At 70.9% G+C, this 18,749-nt stretch carries 13 protein-coding genes, 3 pseudogenes and 2 riboswitches; of the genes and pseudogenes, 11 read left to right on the top strand and 5 right to left on the bottom strand.

The features are described 5' to 3' along the window. Positions 1-98: 98 nt before the first annotated feature. From CW359_RS02045 to CW359_RS02020, 6 genes are all read left to right on the top strand, one after another. The gene (locus CW359_RS02045; protein ID WP_105967916.1) at positions 99-593 is read left to right on the top strand and encodes a MarR family winged helix-turn-helix transcriptional regulator; all 495 of its coding nucleotides are present in this window, start codon (positions 99-101) and stop codon (positions 591-593) included. A gap of 356 nt (positions 594-949) precedes the next feature. Next, positions 950-4,660 carry a family 78 glycoside hydrolase catalytic domain gene (locus tag CW359_RS02040; RefSeq protein ID WP_232838168.1) on the top strand — a complete coding sequence of 1,237 codons (3,711 nt, stop codon included), beginning with the start codon at positions 950-952 and terminating at the stop codon, positions 4,658-4,660. A gap of 183 nt (positions 4,661-4,843) precedes the next feature. Continuing rightward, positions 4,844-5,335 (top strand): LLM class flavin-dependent oxidoreductase, encoded by a 492-nt coding sequence (locus CW359_RS02035; RefSeq protein ID WP_232838167.1) that lies wholly within the window; start codon positions 4,844-4,846, stop codon positions 5,333-5,335. Positions 5,336-5,439: 104 nt separating this feature from the next. Then, a riboswitch (cobalamin riboswitch) is annotated at positions 5,440-5,583 on the top strand. 36 nt (positions 5,584-5,619) lie between these two features. Then, positions 5,620-5,841 carry a CbtB domain-containing protein gene (locus CW359_RS02030; RefSeq protein WP_105967913.1) on the top strand — a complete coding sequence of 74 codons (222 nt, stop codon included), beginning with the start codon at positions 5,620-5,622 and terminating at the stop codon, positions 5,839-5,841. Positions 5,842-5,861: 20 nt separating this feature from the next. After that, positions 5,862-6,620, top strand: coding sequence for a CbtA family protein (locus tag CW359_RS02025; RefSeq protein WP_105967912.1), 759 nt, complete (start codon positions 5,862-5,864; stop codon positions 6,618-6,620). Positions 6,621-6,705: 85 nt separating this feature from the next. Then, positions 6,706-6,936 carry a hypothetical protein gene (locus CW359_RS02020; RefSeq protein ID WP_105967911.1) on the top strand — a complete coding sequence of 77 codons (231 nt, stop codon included), beginning with the start codon at positions 6,706-6,708 and terminating at the stop codon, positions 6,934-6,936. Between the two features lie 16 nt (positions 6,937-6,952). On the opposite strand, the pseudogene CW359_RS02015 reads toward CW359_RS02020, so the two are convergent. The 3 genes and pseudogenes from CW359_RS02015 to CW359_RS02005 form a co-directional block, all read right to left on the bottom strand. After that, a pseudogene (locus tag CW359_RS02015) lies at positions 6,953-7,189 on the bottom strand (short-chain fatty acyl-CoA regulator family protein); the annotation flags it as partial. Between the two features lie 160 nt (positions 7,190-7,349). Next, a complete protein-coding gene (gene metE, locus CW359_RS02010; protein ID WP_105967910.1) occupies positions 7,350-9,668 on the bottom strand; it encodes a 5-methyltetrahydropteroyltriglutamate--homocysteine S-methyltransferase in 2,319 nt (772 codons plus the stop codon). 166 nt (positions 9,669-9,834) lie between these two features. Next, positions 9,835-10,062: riboswitch (cobalamin riboswitch) on the bottom strand. Positions 10,063-10,173: 111 nt separating this feature from the next. Next, positions 10,174-10,704, bottom strand: a pseudogene (locus CW359_RS02005) (malate synthase A); the annotation flags it as partial. Between the two features lies 1 nt (position 10,705). Here CW359_RS02005 and CW359_RS02000 point away from each other — a divergent pair. Next, positions 10,706-10,942: pseudogene (locus tag CW359_RS02000) on the top strand (short-chain fatty acyl-CoA regulator family protein); the annotation flags it as partial. A gap of 24 nt (positions 10,943-10,966) precedes the next feature. Here CW359_RS02000 and CW359_RS01995 read toward each other — a convergent pair. Continuing rightward, complete coding sequence (locus tag CW359_RS01995; RefSeq protein WP_105967909.1) at positions 10,967-12,613, bottom strand: allantoin permease; 1,647 nt, start codon at positions 12,611-12,613, stop codon at positions 10,967-10,969. Between the two features lie 99 nt (positions 12,614-12,712). After that, on the bottom strand, positions 12,713-13,471 hold the full coding sequence (locus tag CW359_RS01990) for a GntR family transcriptional regulator (RefSeq protein ID WP_105967908.1): 759 nt from the start codon (positions 13,469-13,471) through the stop codon (positions 12,713-12,715). 190 nt (positions 13,472-13,661) lie between these two features. On the opposite strand from CW359_RS01990, the gene CW359_RS01985 reads away from it, so the two are divergent. The 4 genes from CW359_RS01985 to CW359_RS01970 all read left to right on the top strand — a co-directional run bounded on the left by CW359_RS01985 (position 13,662) and on the right by CW359_RS01970 (position 18,678). Continuing rightward, positions 13,662-14,057 (top strand): hypothetical protein, encoded by a 396-nt coding sequence (locus tag CW359_RS01985; RefSeq protein ID WP_232838166.1) that lies wholly within the window; start codon positions 13,662-13,664, stop codon positions 14,055-14,057. After that, positions 14,057-16,351 carry a heavy metal translocating P-type ATPase gene (locus tag CW359_RS01980; protein WP_105967906.1) on the top strand — a complete coding sequence of 765 codons (2,295 nt, stop codon included), beginning with the start codon at positions 14,057-14,059 and terminating at the stop codon, positions 16,349-16,351. Before CW359_RS01985 ends, CW359_RS01980 begins: the two co-directional genes overlap by 1 nt. After that, a complete protein-coding gene (locus tag CW359_RS01975) occupies positions 16,348-16,869 on the top strand; it encodes a copper chaperone PCu(A)C (RefSeq protein ID WP_105967905.1) in 522 nt (173 codons plus the stop codon). Before CW359_RS01980 ends, CW359_RS01975 begins: the two co-directional genes overlap by 4 nt. A 315-nt stretch (positions 16,870-17,184) precedes the next feature. Then, entirely contained in the window at positions 17,185-18,678 is a 1,494-nt protein-coding gene (locus CW359_RS01970; RefSeq protein ID WP_408647445.1) for an MFS transporter, read from the top strand. Positions 18,679-18,749: the final 71 nt, after the last annotated feature.

The following is an 18,749-nucleotide window of genomic DNA, read 5'->3' as shown; positions in this document are numbered from 1 at the left end:
TGGGGTGGCCACACACGATACGAGTTCGCTGAGTAGTCAGCAACTGACTGCTCAGTGATTGAGGTGGCAGCAGGTGAGATGGCAGTAAAATGGGCGCAATGGACGCCACGCACCGACAGGACGACGAGGAAGCCGCCGCTCGCGCCGCCGGCAGTCGGGTCGTGCGCGACTTCGGGCTTCTGATCAAGTCCGCCACCCGCCTGGAACAGCGGATCGACGCCGCCCTCCGGCGGGAGTGCGGGATCAGCCACACCATGCTGGAAGTGCTCATCCGGCTCTGCCGGCAGCCCGGCGAGGAGGTCTCCCAGCGTCGACTGGCCGACGACCTCACCCTGACCAGCGGCGGCACCACCCGGCTGATCGACCGGATGGAGGCGGCGGGCCTGGTCCGGCGAGCATCCTCGCCCGGCGACCGACGGGTGGCCCTGGTGGAACCGACCGCCGAGGGCCGTACGGCGTTCCTGAGCGGCGCGGCCATCCATGCCCGCGTGGTGGAGGAGTTCTTCGTCGGACCACTGACGCCCGACGACTACGCCCGTTTCACGGACGCGCTGAGCCTGATCGACAAGGCGCTGCGCGAAGACGCCGGGTGACGGGCGGCCACAGCACGGCCCGCCCGATCCGGCCGAGGCCCGGCGTCGCCTGACTCCGGTAACTCCGTTCAGCCGCAGGTGTGTTGCATCTCGACTTCGACACCGGACGACGACACCGGTCCCGGAGCCGACTGGCTGCCCGGCGTTCTTCTGCTCCAACCCGAATGCGTCCGCATGCTGCCGTCGCCGAGCGCGCCGCGACTCATTCCAGCCCCAGACCATTGTGTTTCGGCCGAGGTTGTTCATAAGCTTTCCACTTGGAAGATATTGAATCGTTTCAGTGCCAGCCGTCGTCGCCTGACGGGGGAGGGACACCCCTGTCCCGGCGCGATGCGCAGACGAAAGGAATCCGAGCCGTGGCCGATGAGAACAGCAGTGCGTGGAGCCGCCGACAGATGATCGGCATCGTGACGGCCGCTGCAGCCGGGGCCTCGCTGCCCCTCGCCGCCGCGCCGAACGCCGTGGCGGGCGGCGGCACGCGACCGGCGGCCTCGGGCGGGCACGGCTCCGCACCCGTGAACCCCCAGGTCAACTCGCGTGTCGCACCCCTGGGCACGCAGACCGCACCGGCGTTCAGCTGGGTGCCCCCGGTGGCCCGGCAGACGGCGTACGAGATCCAGGTCGGGACGAGACCCGGCAAGGCCGATGTCTGGCACAGCGGCAAGGTGGCGGGCTCGGCGGGTTCGAACAGCACCGAGGTGGCCTACGGGGGCCGGGCGCTGCGGTCGGAGCAGGCCTACTACTGGCAGGTGCGGACCTGGGACGACAAGGGCGCGTCCGGGCGCTGGAGCGAGCCCGCGATGTGGGAGACCGGTCTGCTCAAGGGGGAGAAGGACTGGTCCGGCGCGCGCTGGATCGGCGGACGGGAGACGCAGGACCACGACTGGCGGGATCTGACCGCGACCGTCGTCTTCCGTGGCGGCACGGACCCTGCCGCCGGACTGTCCCTGCTGCTGCGCGCCGAACCCATCGGCAAGACCTGGGGCGAGGGCCTGGTCTGGACCCTTCGGCAGACCGGCGACGACATGCAACTCGTCATGCGGACCAGCCACTACGCCGGCAACACCTGGGTCGACGACGGTACTTCCGAGCCAGACTGGGGCGTCGACCACTACGACCCGCAGAGCGAGACCAACCCCGTCACCGCCGGCACCCGTAGCGTCCCCGTCGGCACGGTCACCCTCCCCGCCGCCACCGGACTGACGAAGGACACCTGGGCCACCCGCGACCACACCGTCCTGGTCGCGGCCAAGGGGCTCACCGTGACCACCACCGTCAACGGCGTCGAGGTCGACACCCGCACCCTTACCGGCGACCAGATCCGCCGCCACGGCAGCTTCGGCTTCGCCGGCGGCACCAACGCCACCATCCGCAGCGCCAAGGTCACCGGCACCGGCGCCGCCGACTTCGCCGTCGACCTCACCACGGGCGCCAACCCCTTCGAGAACGGCATCGCCACCTTCGCGGGCCTCACCTTCCCGCCGAAGAACCCCTACATCCCGGCGAAGAACAGCGTGCTCCCGATCGCCAACCCGGCCCCCCTGCTGCGCCGCGCCTTCACCCTGCCCCGAGGCCGCCGCATAGCCAAGGCCCGCCTCCACCTGAGCGCGGCGGGCAACGTCACCCTCACCGTCAACGGCGACCCGCTCACCGTCGACGGCAAGCGGGCGAACCGTGGCCGCACCAACGTGCCCCGGCTGCTCACCGACCAGAGCAGCTACGACCGTACGGTCCTGTACGACACCTTCGACGTCACGGCGCTGCTGGAGGCCGGGCGCGAGAACGTCGTCGCCGCCGAACTCGGACGCGGCTGGTACGGCGTGACGACACCCCAGGAGTGGTACTGGCAGCTGGCCCCCTACGTCGGCCAGCCCCGGCTGCGCGCGAAGCTCGTCGTGACGTACACCGACGGCTCCGCCACCACCCTCGTCACGGGCGAGGACTGGCTCACCACGGACGGGCCGACGACCTTCGACTCCGTCTACTCCGGCGAGAAGTACGACGCCCGCCGCGCCGACGAGTTGGGGGAGTGGCGCTCACCCGGCCACCGCACCGGCCGCGACTGGCGCCCGGCAACCGCCCTTATCCCGCCGGGCAGTTGTGCGGGCCCCTCGCCCAAGTTCCACGGCACGCTCCCCGCCACGACGATCCCCGACGGCTTCAAGCCCGCCGTCCTGCGCGCCCACGAGGCCGAACCGGTGCTCGTCAACCAGACGCTGCGCCCGGTCTCCGTCACCGAGACCGCCCCCGGCTCGGGAACCTGGGTCCTGGACTACGGCCAGATCCTGACCGGCCTCGTCCGCCTCCACCTCACCGGCATCCGCCCCGGCAAGGACGGCCTCACCCTGCGCATCCGAGGCGGCAACCGGATCGTCGGCGGCGACGGCACGGCCGCCTCCCCGCTCTCCGTCGAGGAGGAGAACTTCCAGCACGACGCCAACCTCCAGACGCACTACTACACCCTCGGCAAGCGGTCGACGCAGAGCTGGGAGCAGCAGTTCAGCCACTTCGGCTTCCGCTACCTGGAGGTCATGAACCTGGAGGCCGTACTCGGACGCGCCCCCGACGCGAAGCGGGACGCGGACCTGCTCACCGTCGGCGTCGCCCGCACCGGATTCGCCCGTACCGGCACCTTCACGACGGACAACGCACTGATCAACCGCCTCCAGCGCAACCTGGAATGGTCCGAGCAGAACAACCTCGTCCAGAAGCCCACCGACACCCCGTCCCGCGAGAAGAACGGCTGGACCGGCGACGCCATGGCCAGCTCCGAGTCGGAGTCCCTCACCTGGGACGTCAACGGCGTCTTCACCAACTGGCTGCGCCACTTCCCCGACGCCCAGATCTCCACCGGCCAGCTGCCCATGTTCCTCCCCATCGCCAAGGGCGGTTACGGCTACGACCACACCCCCGGCTGGAACGCGGCCTGGAAGGCGGTGCCCGCCTGGGACTCGGCGTACTTCGTCATGCCGCGCGAGCTGTACACGTACTACGGCAACAGCAGCCTGTTCGCCGAGCTGTACGACCACCAGGACACGCTCCTCAAGTACTACGAGACGCTGTTCACCGCCGAGAACGACTACAAGTTCGAGGCCTCCCTGGGCGCTTACTCGGGAGCCGAGGCCCCCGGCAGCAACGCCGTCATCAGCCTCGCCTTCTACATCCACTTCTGCGACTACATGGACGAGGTGGGCCACCGCCTCGGCCGCACCGAACGCGCCGCGCACTACGCGCGGTTGGCGCGCACGCTGCGCAAGGCGTTCATCGCCAACTACTGGGACGCCGCACAGGGTTGCTTCACCCAGGGCAGCATCTCCAGCGAGAACACCCTGGCCATCGCCTTCGACCTGGTCCCCGGCTCGGACCTGCCTCTCTCCGACCCCCGCCACCTGCCCGGCACGAAGACGGTCGCGGAGAACAAGAAGGCCCTTGCCAAGCTCCTCGCCGACCGGATCGTGGCAGCGGACCAGCACATCCAGAACGACATGTACGGCTCGCGCTACGAGTTCAACATCCTCAGCGAGTACGGCTACACGGACATCGCGCTGAGGTCCGTCACCCAGACCGGGCTGCCCGGGTACGTCTACCAGATCGCCAAGGGCGCCACCTCGCTGTGGGAGCAGTGGACCGACCGGCTCTCGGTCAACCACCACTACCGCTCCAACGTGGCCACCTGGTTCTACCAGGGCCTGGCCGGCATCCGACCGACGGCGACGGCGTACGAATCGCTGCGCATCCGCCCGTGCATCCCCTCGGCGGTGGTCAACAGCCGGGTGCCGAAGGGAGTCGAGGACACCGACCTGTCGCCTGCGACGCTCGACCATGTCAGCGCGTCGATCGACACCGTGCGCGGCAGGGTGTCCTCGGAGTGGCGGCGCCGCGCGGACGGCCGGATCGACCTCGCGGTGACCGTCCCCTACAACACGGACGCCGAGATCTGGGTGCCCACGCAGGGCAAGTCCGTCACTGCTCCCCGGGGCGTCTCCTTCGTCCGTGACGACACGTCAGGAGGCGCCGCGTACAAGGTGTACCGGGCGCGGGCGGGGTCGTACCGGTTCAACGGCTGAGTGGCTCAGCGGTCGAGTGGCGAACTGACTGAGGGGGTTCAGCTCTGCTCGCGCGAGCGCAGCCAGTCCGCCAGGGCCTCGCCTGCCCCGAGGACATGCCAGGAAGTTCGACGGGATCAGCCGCACCGCCTGCCGCAGCAGCGGGAGGAGGTGCGGCACCCCGGCGGACGTGTTGACGATGTGGTGGAACCGCCAGTTGGCGTCGATCAGGTCGGGGCCGGGCGGCGTGGCCGTGAGGGATTCCGCGACGCCCTCCAGCTCCTTCAGCGCCGCCACGGCCCGCACTTCGACGTACGGAGTCCACTGACCGTCCCCCGCTCCCTGCAGGGCCGACCGGTCGTGCTCCAGGCGGGCTGGTCCGGGCATGGGCGCGACTTCGCCGCCCGTTGGGCCGAGTTGGTCTTCACCGGCGACCCGGGGATCGAGGTGGCGCGGGGTCACTACGCCGAGCAGAAGGCCCGGATCGCCGAGTTCGGCCGCGACCCCGCCTCGGTCAGGATCTGCCCGATGGCCTACCCTCTCCGCTCGCTTCGCCCGCCGAGGATCGTCGTTCGCCGGTCTTCGCTGCGACAGCGGCGACCTGAGTGCCCCGCTGCTGCCGGACACGCCCGAATGCCCCTGGCCTACTTCCGGGGGCGCTTCGGCAGGCTCTCCGTCCACGGCATCGACGCCTGAGGGGCAGCCCGAGTTCCGTCACCGCTGACCCACGCGCCCCACCGACCGTGCCACCTGGCGGGCGGGACGCATCTCGCCAGGTGGCATCGGGTATTGGCCATGAACGCGACAGGCTGTACCGTCGGTCCGATATCGACGACGGCGAGACGGAAGCCGGTGAGAAACCGGCACGGTCGCGCCACTGTGTACGGGACACCCCTAGGGGGTATCCCGTGAGTCAGACCCGTGGCCGTCGTCCAGTGCACCACCGAGATGGGACGCGAACTCCCAGAGGAGGCCCTGCCATGGCGCAGCATGTCGCACCGCCGACCGCCACCACCCCCGTCATTCCGGCAAAACTGCCGCTCAAGGACATCGCCCCCTGGGCGGTCTTCTTCGGCGTCCTGATGCTCATCCTGCTGTACTTCGTCGGCGCTGAGCAGGGCGCCACCTCCGTCGTCTCGGGCGAGGAAGTCCACGAGTGGGTGCACGACGCCCGCCACCTCCTTGGCTTCCCCTGCCACTGACGAAGGACGTCGCACACCCCATGAACTCCGCAACGGTAAGAAATCTGCTCGTGCGGGGCATGCTCGCCGGCCTCGGCGCCGGCGTGCTCGCCCTGATCGTCGCCTACTTCCTCGGCGAACCGAACGTCGACAAGGCGATCGGCTTCGAGGCGGCTCACGCCCCCGCCCACGAGCACGAGGTCGAACTCGTCTCCCGCAGTCTCCAGTCCACCGCGGGCCTCGCCACCGGTGTCCTGCTCTACGGGGTCGCCTTCGGCGGTATCGCCGCCCTCGTCTACTGCTACGCGCTCGGCCGCGTCGGCCGCTTCACCCCGCGCGCCACCGCGCTGCTGCTGTCCGGCAGCGCCCTGGTCGTCGTGTACCTCGTGCCGTTCCTCAAGTACCCGGCCAACCCGCCGGCGGTCGGCAACGGCGACACCATTGGCAAGCGCACCACCCTCTACGTGCTGATGATGCTGCTCGGCGTCCTGCTCGCGGTCGCCGCCACCATCCTCGGCAAGCGGCTCGCCCCGAAGCTGGGCAACTGGTACGCCACCCTTGCCGCGCTGGCCGCCTTCGCCCTCGCGATCGGGCTGGCGTACGCCTTCCTGCCCGTCATCAACGAGGTGCCGAGCGACTTCCCGGCCACCGTGCTGTGGCGCTTCCGGGTCTCCGCCCTGGCCATCCAGCTCACCCTGTGGGGCACGTTCGGCCTGGTGTTCGGCGAACTCGCCGACCGGCTGTTCAACCCCAGGCCCGCGACGGCCACCGCGGCCCAACCGGTCGGCGCACCCAGCTGACCTGACCCGCCACACGCGACAGGGCCCACGGAACCGTCCGGGGGCCCTGTCGCGTTCACCCGGGTGAGGAGCGGAGGAGAACCGAGTGGCCGGAGGACCCCAGCCGCGCCGGATCACCCTGGGCGGCCACGAGGCGGTCGCCCTGACCGTGCGGGAGTACGAACAGCTGATCGCCAGCCGCCGTCAGATCGGCGGCCAGAGCGCACGCGTACGAGTGCTCGCCCAGCAGGTCAAACGGACCGAACAGTTACTGCGCGACCTGGAGACCCTCGTCGCCGTCCCGCCACCGCACCACCGCCGGGAGCCCGGCTCCTGAACCGCCCCCGGCGCGGTCACGGGGTGCGGGTCTCCACCGGGTACGGCACATACGTACGCCTGTCCGGGTCGATGGTCGGCCGGCCCCCGGCCGGAGGTCTGGCGCGCTGGGCGCAGTCGCGGCGTTCGCAGATCCGGCAGCCCAGGCCGATCGGGGTGGCGGCACGGGGATCGTCCAGGGCGATGTCCTCGGCGTAGACGAGCCGGTGGGCTTGCCGGAGTTCGCAGCCGAGGGCCACGGCGAACTCGGATGAGCAGGAGCGGCCCCCGAGGGCGAGGAGGTCGCGAATGGACAGTGCGCTGTCTGTCCTGGTGCTGGGGATTCCGAGAGCCATGTGGTCCCGCCTTCCGCGATGCCGGGGCCGGGGGAGGACCCCGAGAAGGGATCCTCCCCCGGCCGGTGGGGCGCTGGCGTCAGGACGCGGAGATTTCCGCACGGACCGTGCGGGCGGCGGCGACCAGGTTCTCCAGCGAGGCGCGGGTCTCGGGCCAGCCGCGGGTCTTCAGTCCGCAGTCGGGGTTGACCCAGAGGCGCTCGGCGGGAATGGCCTTGAGGCCGGTACGGAGCAGTTCCGCGGCCTCCTCGGTGCTCGGGACGCGCGGGGAGTGGATGTCGTACACCCCGGGTCCGGCCTCACGCGGATAGCCGTGCGAGGCGAGTTCGCGGGCCACCTGCATGTGGGAGCGGGTGGCTTCGAGGCTGATGACGTCGGCGTCGAGGTCGTCGATGGCCTGGACGATGTCACCGAACTCGGCGTAGCACATGTGCGTGTGGATCTGGGTGTCCGGCCGGACACCGCCGGTGCTGAGCCGGAACGCCTCGGTGGCCCAGGCCAGATAGGCCGGGTGGTCGGCTGCCCGCAGCGGGAGCGTCTCGCGCAGCGCGGGTTCGTCGACCTGGATGACCGAAGTCCCGGCCGCCTCAAGGTCGTTGACCTCGTCGCGCAGGGCGAGGGCGACCTGGCGGGCGGTGTCGCCGAGCGGCTGGTCGTCGCGCACGAAGGACCAGGCGAGCATGGTGACCGGCCCGGTGAGCATGCCCTTGACCGGGCGTGAGGTGAGGGACTGGGCGTAGGTCGTCCAGCGGACCGTCATCGGCTCGGGGCGGGAGATGTCGCCGGCCAGGATCGGCGGGCGGACGTATCGGGTGCCGTAGGACTGCACCCAGCCGTGCTGCGTGGCGAGGTAGCCCGTCAGCTGTTCGGCGAAGTACTGGACCATGTCGTTGCGTTCGGGCTCGCCGTGCACGAGGACGTCGATGCCGGTCTTCTCCTGGAAGGAGATCACCTCGCCGATCTCCGTCCTGATGCGCTCCTCGTAGCCGGCCGTTTCGATCCGGCCCGTCCTCAAGTCGGCTCGGGCGGTGCGCAGTTCGGCGGTCTGCGGGAAGGAGCCGATCGTGGTGGTCGGCAGCAACGGCAGGCCCAGGTGGGCGCGTTGGGCGACGGTCCGTTCGCCGTAGGACTGCGAGCGGCGGGCGTCGGCGCCCGTGACGGCGGCGGCCCGGTCCCGTACGGCCGGGTCCTTGGTGATCGGCGAGGTGGCCCGCGCGGCCAGGCCGGCGCGGTTGGCGGCCAGTTCGCCGGTGATCGCGTCGGTGCCGAGGGTGAGCCCCTTGCCGAGGGTGACGATCTCGGCCGTCTTCTGCTGGGCGAAGGCCAGCCAGCGCAGGATCTGCGGCTCGATGTCCCGCTCCAGGGCTGTGTCCAGCGGCACGTGCAGCAGCGAGCAGGACGCCGACACGTCGACCCGGTCGGCCAGGCCGAGCAGGGTGCCGAGGGTGGCGAGGGACTTCTCCAGGTCGTTGACCCAGATGTTGCGGCCGTTGACGACGCCCGCGACCAGCCGCTTGCCGGGCAGTCCGCCCACGGCGGCGAGCGCGTCGAGGTTGGCGGCAGCGGCGTCCGTGAAGTCCAGCGCGAGGCCGTCGACGGGCGCCTTCGCGAGGACGGGCAGGGCGTCGCCGAGCCGGTCGAAGTAGGACGCGACCAGCAGCTTCGGCCGGTCGGTGAGCACGCCGAGGTCGCGGTAGGCGCGGGTGGCGGCGTTCAGCTCGGCCGGGGTGCGGTCCTGGACCAGGGCCGGCTCGTCGAGCTGGACCCATTCGGCGCCCGCCGCCCGCAGATCGGCGAGGACCTCGGCGTACACGGGGAGCAGCCGGTCGAGCAGGGTGAGCGGCTCGAAGTCGGCGGCCACACCGGGGGCCGGCTTGGCGAGCAGCAGGTAGGTGACCGGACCGACCAGCACCGGACGGGCGCTGAGCCCGAGGGCGAGCGCCTCCTTCAGCTCACCGACCTGCTTGGTCGAGTCGGTCGTGAAGACCGTGTCCGGGCCCAACTCCGGTACGAGGTAGTGGTAGTTGGTGTCGAACCACTTGGTCATCTCCAGTGGCGCCACGTCCTGCGTACCGCGCGCCATCGCGAAGTAGCCGTCCAGCGCGTCGGATTCGACGGCGATGCGGTGGCGCTCGGGGATCGCGCCGACCATGACGCTGGTGTCCAGGACGTGGTCGTAGTACGAGAAGTCGCCGGTCGGGACCTCGTCGATACCGGCGTCGGCGAGATTTCGCCAGTTGGCGGCGCGCAGTTCGGCCGCGGTGGTGCGGAGGGCGTCGGCGCCGGAACGGCCCTTCCAGTAGCCCTCGATGGCCTTCTTCAGTTCCCGGTTCGGGCCCTGACGGGGGTAGCCGTACACGGTGGACCGTGCTGCCGCGGCTGCGGACTTCGCTGTCACGGAAATCTCCTTCGCGAGATATCTCCCTGGGATCCCGGGACGGGACGCGAACGCGAAGGGGTGACGAACCGGACGGGACCCGACCTCGCGCGGCACAGCGCGGTCGTCCGTCCGATATGTACGCCGACCCGCCCACGAGGTCACCGGGATCTCCGCGCGCGAATGGTTCGCGCACGGGCAACGGGCAGGTCTTCGGACTCGCGAGCACGCCCTCCATGGACTGCGGAGGACACCTACTGGCCGTCGCTTCCCAGACCCTGTTCACCGGATCCAGTGCGTATGACGGCGGTCGTTCTCGCTCACCGCTGCGGGGCAGTCCCGGATTCCCACCGGGTTCCCTCTTACGACGCATCCCGCCTGGCGGACGGGGCGAACCAGCTGCACGGGCCAGCCTACGGCACGCTCGCCAAACGCCGGGGACGGGAGGAAGCACAGCTCTCGCCCCTTCCGCTCCCGGCCCCCATCTGCCCGCCGCCGACCACACCGACGCGCTCGATGCCCCCGCTCATGACGTGACCTCCGTGTGCCGGACGAGGTGACGCGCGTACGCGTTCGGGGTGAACAGCGGCAACTCCTGGGCCAGGGCGGTACGTTCGAACAGCGCGCGCACCTCGGCGAGGGCCGCCCACGGATGCTCGGCACCCAGGGCGGCGAGTTGCGCGTCGAGCACCGCCAGCACCGTCTCCCGGTCGACGACACGGTGGCGCAGCCACTGCCAGATCTGCACGCGGGCGATCTCGGCGGTCGCAGCGTCCTCCATCAGCCCGTCCAGCGCGACGGCACCCCGCCCGCCCAGCCAGGCGTCGAAGTAGCGGACGGCGACCGCGATGTTGGTACGCAGCCCCTCCGGCGTGGGCGGACCGCTCACCCGGCGCACCGACAGCAGGTCCGCCGCGGTCACCTCCACGTCCTCCCGCGTACGGTCGAGCTGATGGGGCCGCTCGCCGAGCACCGCCTCGAAGACCTCACGGCACACGGGCACGAGCGCCGGACGGGCCACCCAGGACCCGTCGTAACCGTCCTCCGCCGCACGCTCCGGCAAGACCTTCGCCATCGGCCTCGGCTGCGAGATCCGGCACGCCCACCGGCTCGTGTACTCCGACGGCCTCGACCTGAGCAGTACGTCGGCTGCCACCCCCATCGGTATGGGCTGCCGGGTCTGCGAACGCCTCGACTGCCCCCAGCGCGCGGCGCCGCCGCTCGGCCGACCGTTGCGGATCGACTCGAACAGCAGCGCCTTCGTGCCGTATCCGGTGGCCGACCCGGCCACGTGACCGCGGAGGGTCTCCCGGGCGAGGTCAGACGGTTGCGGGCAGCACGTGGTCGCCGACCTTGTCCGTGCTCAGGCAGAGCGAGCAGACCAGCGCGTCGTGCGTGTGGCAGGCCGCCAGGTCGGGGCGCTCGTAGGGCTGGTGGCAGACATGGCAGTCGTACGTCGTCGCGCTGGGGTTGCCGTCGGCGTCGAGGAGCGGCTCGTCGATGCCGTCGTCGGTGCGGCGCAGGTAGTACCTGCCCTTGGTGACGATCGCCATCAGCGGGGTGAGGACGAAGGCGATGACGGCGGCGGCCACGGGGGAGTACGGCTGGAGGGTGTCACCGAGGGCGTGGAAGTACATGGCGATGGAGAGGCCGGATGCGGCGAGGAAGGCGACCACACCCACCGGGTTGACCGCGTGGAGCATGCCCCGGCGGAACTCGGGCTGGAGCGGCGACAGCTTCAGTACGTACTTGTTGATGCCGATGTCGGTGGCGACCGTGACGACCCAGGCGATGGCGCAGTTCGAGTAGAAGCCGAGGATGTCGTTGAGGAAGCTGAACATGTCGGCCTCCATCAGCGCGAGCGCGAAGCCCAGGTTGACCAGGACGAAGACCATCCGGCCCGGGTAGTGCTTGGTGACCCGGGTGAAGGAGTTCGTCCACGCCAGGGAGCCCGAGTACGCGTTCGTCACGTTGATCTTGATCTGGCTGATCACGACGAGCGCCACGGCCAGCGGGAGCACGAGCCAGGACGGCATCATCGCGTCGAAGGCGCCCTTGAACTGCTGGATCGGCTCGGGCGCGACGGAGGGGCCGACCTTGGCGAGGATGTAGACGGCGAGGAAGACACCGATGGCCTGCTTGAGAGCGCCGAGCACGACCCAGCCGGGACCGGCCATGATCACGGCGGTCCACCAACTGCGCTTGTTCGCCTCGGTCTTGGGCGGCATGAAACGCAGGTAGTCGATCTGCTCGCCGATCTGCGCGATCAGCGACAGACACACGCCCGCACCGAGCAGTACGGAGGCGGTGTTGACGCCGCCCTCGCCGTCGGTGCCGGCGTAGGAGAGGAAGCGGTCGACGGTGCCCGGGTCGGTGGCGATCAGATAGACCAGCGGGGCGACCATCAGCACCAGCCAGACCGGGGTGGTCCACACCTGGAGCTTGCTGAGCGCCTTCATGCCGTAGATCACCAGCGGGATGACCATCAGCGTGGAGATCGCGTAGCCCAGCCAGAGCGGCAGGCCGAGGCCCAGTTTGAGGCCCTGGGCCATGATCGAGCCTTCGAGGGCGAAGAAGATGAAGGTGAAGCTGGCGAAGATGACGCTGGTGAGGACCGAGCCGTAGTAGCCGAAGCCGGAGCCGCGGGTGATCAGGTCGAGGTCGATGTTGTAGCGGGCGCCGTAGTAGGCGAGCGGGAAGCCGGTGACGAAGATGACGACGGCGGCGACCGCGATTGCGACGAGCGCGTTGCCGGTGCCGTGGGCCAGGCCGATGCCCGCGCCGATGGAGAAGTCGGCCATGTACGCGATACCGCCGAGTGCCGTGGTGGCCACGACCATCGGGGTCCAGCGGCGGTAACTGCGGGGAGCGAAGCGGAGGGTGTAGTCCTCCAGGGTCTCCTTCGTGGCCTGGCTCGTCGTGGTGTCCGGCGCTTCCGCCGTCTGTGGGGACTCGGTGGTGCTCATGGTCGTTCCTCCGGGAGCGGTGAGGGGGCGAGAGGGGAGGGGGAAGAGGCAGAGGCAGAGGAGGGGTGGAGGTAGGGGGAGGGGGGAACTCCCGGGTTCTCAGGGGTGGTCGGCGTGCAGGGCCATCTGTGTCATGGCGCGGCGGGCGTGTTCCGTCACCGCGGCCGTGGAGTCGCCGAGGTGGGCGTGCAGGGCGCGGTGTCCCTCGTCCAGACGGCCGTCGCGGACCAGTTCCATGATCTCGATGTGCTCGCCGACGGCCGTGTCGACGCGGTCCTGAGTGAGGAAGTCGTACATCCGCACCCGCCGCACCCGCTCGCAGACCGCCACGAGCGCGTCCGTGAGGGCGGGGTTGCCGGAAGCGCGGCACAGCTCGACATGGAAGCGCTCGTCCTGGACGACGAAGCGCGGACCCGGCACCGGCGGCTGCGCGCGCATCGCGTACCAGCGGCCCAACTCGGCGGTCAGGACCGCCGGATCGTGCCGTACGGCCGGGTTCTCGACGGCCCGGGCGATGCCGCGCAGCTCCAGCGCGACGCGGAGTTCGTACAAGTCCTTGAGCTGGGTGAGGTTGGGGATCGTGGCGAAGAACCCGCCGTCGCCGCGCTCGATCAGCCCGTCGGCCAGCAGCCGCGCCAGCGCCTCGCGCACCGGGGTCCGCGACACCCCGAAACGCGCGGCCAGCCGCATCTCCGCCAGCCGCTCGCGCGGGCCGAAGTCACCGTCGAGCACGGCCGCGCGCAGGTGCGCGTAGACCGACTCGCGCAGCGAGAGCGGCGGCGGCGCGGCCGGATCCGGCACCGGGATCGACACCGGGTTCGGCACCGTGTCCGGCCGCGTATACAGCTTCGAATCCATGGACGGACACGCTAGGAACCGGTTGTTTCCCGAAGGCTCCTCGGCCGATGAACGGCTCGTTTCGGGGTTCCCGCGCCGACGGGGTGTCAGATCCTCCCGGCTCCCTTCGTGACTTCTCTCCCATCAGGTGTGACGCGCACCACAAGGCCGCTCCGGAACCCGGCCCGTGTCCGGTCCGACTACTCAACCGGTGCGACGCGATCCCAGCGACGTCGTACGACGTGACCTGGAGACGCGGTTGATGGACGAGTCCCGGCAATCCTCCTTACGCGGCGCGGGCACGGCCCTGCGCAGAGCGACACCCCCGCCCGCACTCTGCGGCTTCCTCCTGCTGCTGGCCCTGATCTTCACGGTGTCCTACGCCGCCGGGACCAGCGCGGGCCCCGTCGCCCCCGGCATGCACAACACAGACGCGAACACGGACGCGTACACGGGCGACGGCAGCGGCACCGGCGAGAGCGGCACGGGCGGCACCGGTGGGAGCGGCACGGGCGGCGCAGGCGACACCGGTGGGAGCGGCGACATGGACGGCATGGACGGCATGGAAGACATGCAAGACATGGACATGGGCGGGGGAGGCAACTGATGCGCCCCGAACCGACACCCGTGACCTCCCTGGTGACGACCGATCTGACCGTCGGCGGCATGACCTGCGCGGCCTGTGTCGCCCGCGTCGAGAAGAAGCTCGGCAAGCTGGACGGCGTCACGGCCACCGTCAATCTCGCCACCGGACGGGCCCGGGTGAGCCACCCGGCGGACATCAGCCCCGACGAACTCGTCGCGACCGTCGAGAAGGCCGGCTACACGGCAGCTCTCCCCGAGCCGCCGAGGAAGCGGCAGCCCACGGGCGACAACAAGTCCGAGGAGTCCGAGGAGTCCGAGCAGTCCGAGGAGGCGACGCGCGAACGGCACCGGCTGCTCGTGACGGCCCTGCTCGCGACACCCGTACTGGTCCTGTCGATGGTGCCCGCACTCCAGTTCCGCAACTGGCAGTGGCTGTGCTTCGTACTGGCCGCCCCCGTCGCTGTGTGGGGCGCCTGGCCCTTCCACGAGCGGGCGGTACGAGGACTGCGGCACTCCGCCGCGACCATGGACACCCTGGTCTCGCTGGGCGTCGTGGCCTCCTTCGCCTGGTCGACGTACGCGCTCTTCCTCGGCGGTGCCGGTGACCCCGGCATGCGGATGCCGTTCACGCTCGTGCCGTCAGCCTCCGACGGTGTCGCCCACATCTACCTCGAAGGGGCCGTCGGCGTACCGCTGTTCGTGCTCGCGGGCCGCTTCCTGGAGGCGCGGGCCCGGCACGGAACCGGCGCCGCACTGCGCTCGCTCGCCCGGCTCGCCGCCAAGGAGGTGTCCGTCCGGGACGGCGACGGTTCCGAACGGCTCGTCCCCATCGAGGAGTTGGGGGTCGGGCAGGTCTTCGTCGTGCGGCCGGGGGAGCGGGTGGCCACCGACGGCGAGGTGGCCGAGGGCAGTTCGGCCGTTGACCTGTCGCTGGTCACCGGGGAGAGCGAGCCGGTCGAGGTCGGGCCCGGCTCGGCCGTGGTCGGCGGGGCCGTCAACGCGGGCGGGCTGCTGCTCGTACGCGCCACGGCCGTCGGCGCCGACACCCAACTCGCCCGGATCGCGCGGCTGGTGACGGAGGCTCAGGCCGGTAAGGCGCGGGCCCAGCGGCTGGCCGACACGGTGGCCGGTGTCTTCGTGCCCGTCGTGCTGGCGTTGGCCGTCACCGCGCTCGGGTTCTGGCTGGGCGCCGGGGCTGATCCGCAGGCGGCGATCACCGCGAGCGTGGCCGTCCTGGTCGTGGCCTGCCCCTGCGCGCTGGGCCTCGCGACCCCGACCGCCCTGATGGCCGCGACCGGCCGGGGCGCCCAGCTCGGCGTCCTGGTCACCGGCCCGCAGGCGCTGGAGGGACTGCGGCACATCGACGCCGTCGTCCTCGACAAGACCGGCACCCTGACCTCCGGGCACATGAGCGTCGCCCGCGTCACCGCCGCACCGGGCGGCCTCGGGCGCGAGGAGGTGGTGCGCCTGGCGGGGGCCGTCGAGTCGGGCTCGGAGCACCCGTTGGGCCGAGCCGTCACCGCGTACGCCCGGCGGGAGTCCGGCGGCCAACAGCTCCCGGATGTCGGCGAGTTCAACGCCCTGCCCGGGCGGGGTGTCCGCGGCCGGGTAGAGGAGCGGCTGGTCGAAGTCCTCGCCCCGGACGACGAGTTGCCATCCGCGCTCGCCGAAGCCCTGGCGGTCGCCGAGACGGCCGCCCACACACCCGTACTGGTCCGGGTGGACGGGAAGCCCGAGGCGCTGATCGAGATCGGCGACGTCGTACGACCCGGCAGCTACCGTGCCGTCGAACGCCTGCGCCGCCTCGGTGTGCACCCCGTGCTCGCCACCGGCGACCGCGAGGCACCCGCCCGGGCCGTCGCGTCCGCCCTGGGCATCGACGAGGTGCACGCCCGCCGCACCCCCGAGGACAAGGCCCAACTCGTCCTGGAACTCCAGGAACAGGGCTACCGGGTCGCGGTCGTCGGGGACGGCGTGAACGACGCCGCCGCGCTGGCCGGTGCCGACCTCGGGATCGCGATGGGCGGCGGCACGGACGTCGCCATCGGGGCCGCCGACGTCACGCTCGTGCGCGGAGACATCGAGGCCCTCGCCGACGCGGTCCGGCTCGCCCGGCGCACGCTCGGCACGATCCGCGTCAACCTCGTGTGGGCCTTCGGATACAACGTCGTCACCGTCCCGCTGGCCATGGTCGGCCTGCTCAACCCGATGCTCGCGGCGGCGGCCATGTCGGCCAGCTCGGTACTGGTCGTCGTCAACAGCCTGCGGCTGCGCGCCTGGCAGCCCTCGCCCGCCTCCCGGAGACACACCCCATGAGCGACCGAACCCCCTGGCGGCCGACCCGCCGCCTCACCGACGCCCTGCTCGCGGCGGTCACGCCCGTCGCCGTGTGCGGCCTCGCCCTCGGCGGCCTGAGCACCTGGACCGCCTACGGCAACGCGGGCACCCCACCGCGCGTCACGGTCACCGACGGCCGGATGTTCCTGCCCACCGGCGACACCCCGGAGACGGCGGCCTTCTTCCGGATCACCAACAGCGGGGGATCGGCGGACCGGCTGGTGAAGGTGACGTCCACGGGGGTCGGCGAGGGGGACATCACCCTCAGCCGCCATGTGATGACGGGCGCGAGTACGGCCGTGTCGGAGACGGTGACCTCGGCGGAGATCCCTGCCGGAGCCCGCCTCACGATGACCCCGGACGGCCTGGACGTGATCGTGCCGGTCAAGGCCGGCTGGCAGCCCGGTGCCGTCGTCCCGTTCACCCTGCATTTCGAGCACAGCGCAGCGGTGCGGACACTCGCGATCGTGGTCCGCCCGGGCGAGGACGGGACGTGAGACGCGCTGGGTTCCCTTTAACTGCCGCCGCAGCAAGGGAAATTGGCCCGAAGACGCGGGAACTCGAAGCCGCCCGTGGCCGACTACTGATCTGACAGCTCGTTCCGTCACCCGTCGCCTGTTATCCGTCACGCGTCGGCCACAGTGTGGAAGAGGAAGGTTCTGGACAATGCCCGGTAATCCTGAAGTTCCCTTTTCGGAAGTCGCCGACTGGTGGAAATGAGGGCTGCTCCGCGAGAAATTCCGTCTCCGCATCCTTTTTCTGTATTCGTGTCTAGAGTTCCGAATTCCATGATCCCGAGGAGGTGATCGATGATGTCCGCGACAGATCCGGCGAAGGACGCACTCCGAAAGCCGCTCGGTCTTCCGCTGCTCGTTCTGGCGCTGGGGCAGCTGGTCATCTCGCTCGACTACAACATCGTGTACGTCGCCCTGCCCGACATCGGCGCCGGACTGGGGTTCTCCGACCACGACCTGCAGTGGGTGGTGAGCGCCTACGTCGTCGCCACCGGCGGTTGCCTGCTGCTGGGCGGCCGGGCCGCCGACCTGCTCGGCAGACGCCGGATGTTCGTCCTGGCGGCGCTGCTGTACGCCGGGTCCTCCCTGGTCGGCGGGCTGTCCGAGACGCCCGGCGTCCTGGTCGCAGTCAGGGCCGTGCAGGGCGTCGGCGGTTCGCTGCTGTTCCCGGCGACGCTCTCCCTGATCACCACCCTGTACGCCGAAGGGCCCGACCGGAACCGGGCGTTGGCGGTGTGGGGTGCCGCCGGAGCGGGCGGACTCTGCTTCGGGTCGCTGCTCGGCGGGGTCCTGGTGGAGGCGTTCGGCTGGCCGTCGGTGTTCTACGTCAACGTGCCCGTGGCGGGGGCCCTCGCGGTGGCCGGCCGACTGCTCTTTCCCGCGGACGGACCCCGGGACCGCTCGCGCCACTTCGACGTCGCCGGCGCGCTGACCGCGACCGGCGGACTCACACTCCTGGTGTTCCTGCTGGTCCAGGCACCCGCCGAGGGCTGGGCCACACCGCTGGCGCTCACCAGCGCGGGACTGTCCGGCTGCCTGCTGACGCTCTTCGCCGTCGTGGAGCGCCGCTCCCGTGACCCGCTCGTACCGGCCCGGCTGTTCGCCCACCGGGGCCTGTCGGCGGCGATGGGCGTGACCGCGCTGTTCAGCGCCACGTTCAGCTCGGTGCCGTACTTCCTGACGCTCTACTTCCAGACCGTCCACGGCTACAGCGCGGTGGCGACCGGGCTCGCGTTCCTGGTCCCCGCAGTGGTGGTGGCCGTCGGTACGCAGGCAGGCGAACGGGCCGTGGCCGCCTTCGGGGTACGCCGGATGCTGATCGGCGGCATGGCACTGGGCGCCGTAGGAGCCGGAGCCCTCGGGCTCGCGCTCACCTCGGAGGGCTCGTATCCCGTACTGCTGCCGGGGATCGTGCTGCTGAGCCTCGGCCAGGGCGCCACCTGGACGGGCATGTGGATCGCCGCGTCCGCCGGAGTGGCACCCGGCGACCAGGGCATCGCCTCGGGAATGGCGTCGACGACCCTCCAGGTGGGCGGCGCGGTGGGCCTCGCGCTGCTCGTCGCGGTCGCCGGGGGAGTGGGGCAGAACGCCTCGGGCCCCGGGCTCCTCGACGGCATCCGCACCGCCGTCCTCGCGACAGCGGCCGGCATCGCCTGCGGGGCGCTGGCGCTGGCCGTCTTCGGGGGTACGAGCGGGAGCGCCCGGGCCGCCCGGGATGCTCGGGTCGGCCGTCCCGGGCGGTCTGGGCGGTCCGGCCGGAGTGCCAAGACCTCCGGGACCGGCGGGCCGTAGAACCCGCCTGCCCGTCTTCCCGACCAGCCCCTGCTCGCCTGCCCTTGCCCCCTTCCTCCCCTGCCCCCTTC

The organism is Streptomyces geranii, from assembly GCF_002954775.1.
Taxonomy (GTDB): Bacteria; Actinomycetota; Actinomycetes; order Streptomycetales; family Streptomycetaceae; genus Streptomyces; species Streptomyces geranii.
The sequence above is the reverse complement of the archived record's forward strand: the minus strand, read 5'-3'. Positions and strand labels throughout refer to the sequence as shown.

Bases quoted from the DNA above. Each gene is read 5' to 3' on its own strand.
- CW359_RS02045 (WP_105967916.1), top strand. From the start codon at position 99: ATGGACGCCACGCACCGACAGGACGACGAGGAAGCCGCCGCTCGCGCC.
- CW359_RS02030 (WP_105967913.1), top strand. From the start codon at position 5,620: ATGGCGCAGCATGTCGCACCGCCGACCGCCACCACCCCCGTCATTCCG.
- CW359_RS02025 (WP_105967912.1), top strand. From the start codon at position 5,862: ATGAACTCCGCAACGGTAAGAAATCTGCTCGTGCGGGGCATGCTCGCC.
- CW359_RS01995 (WP_105967909.1), bottom strand. From the start codon at position 12,613: ATGAGCACCACCGAGTCCCCACAGACGGCGGAAGCGCCGGACACCACG.
- CW359_RS01990 (WP_105967908.1), bottom strand. From the start codon at position 13,471: ATGGATTCGAAGCTGTATACGCGGCCGGACACGGTGCCGAACCCGGTG.
- CW359_RS01980 (WP_105967906.1), top strand. From the start codon at position 14,057: ATGCGCCCCGAACCGACACCCGTGACCTCCCTGGTGACGACCGATCTG.
- CW359_RS01975 (WP_105967905.1), top strand. From the start codon at position 16,348: ATGAGCGACCGAACCCCCTGGCGGCCGACCCGCCGCCTCACCGACGCC.
- CW359_RS01970 (WP_408647445.1), top strand. From the start codon at position 17,185: ATGTCCGCGACAGATCCGGCGAAGGACGCACTCCGAAAGCCGCTCGGT.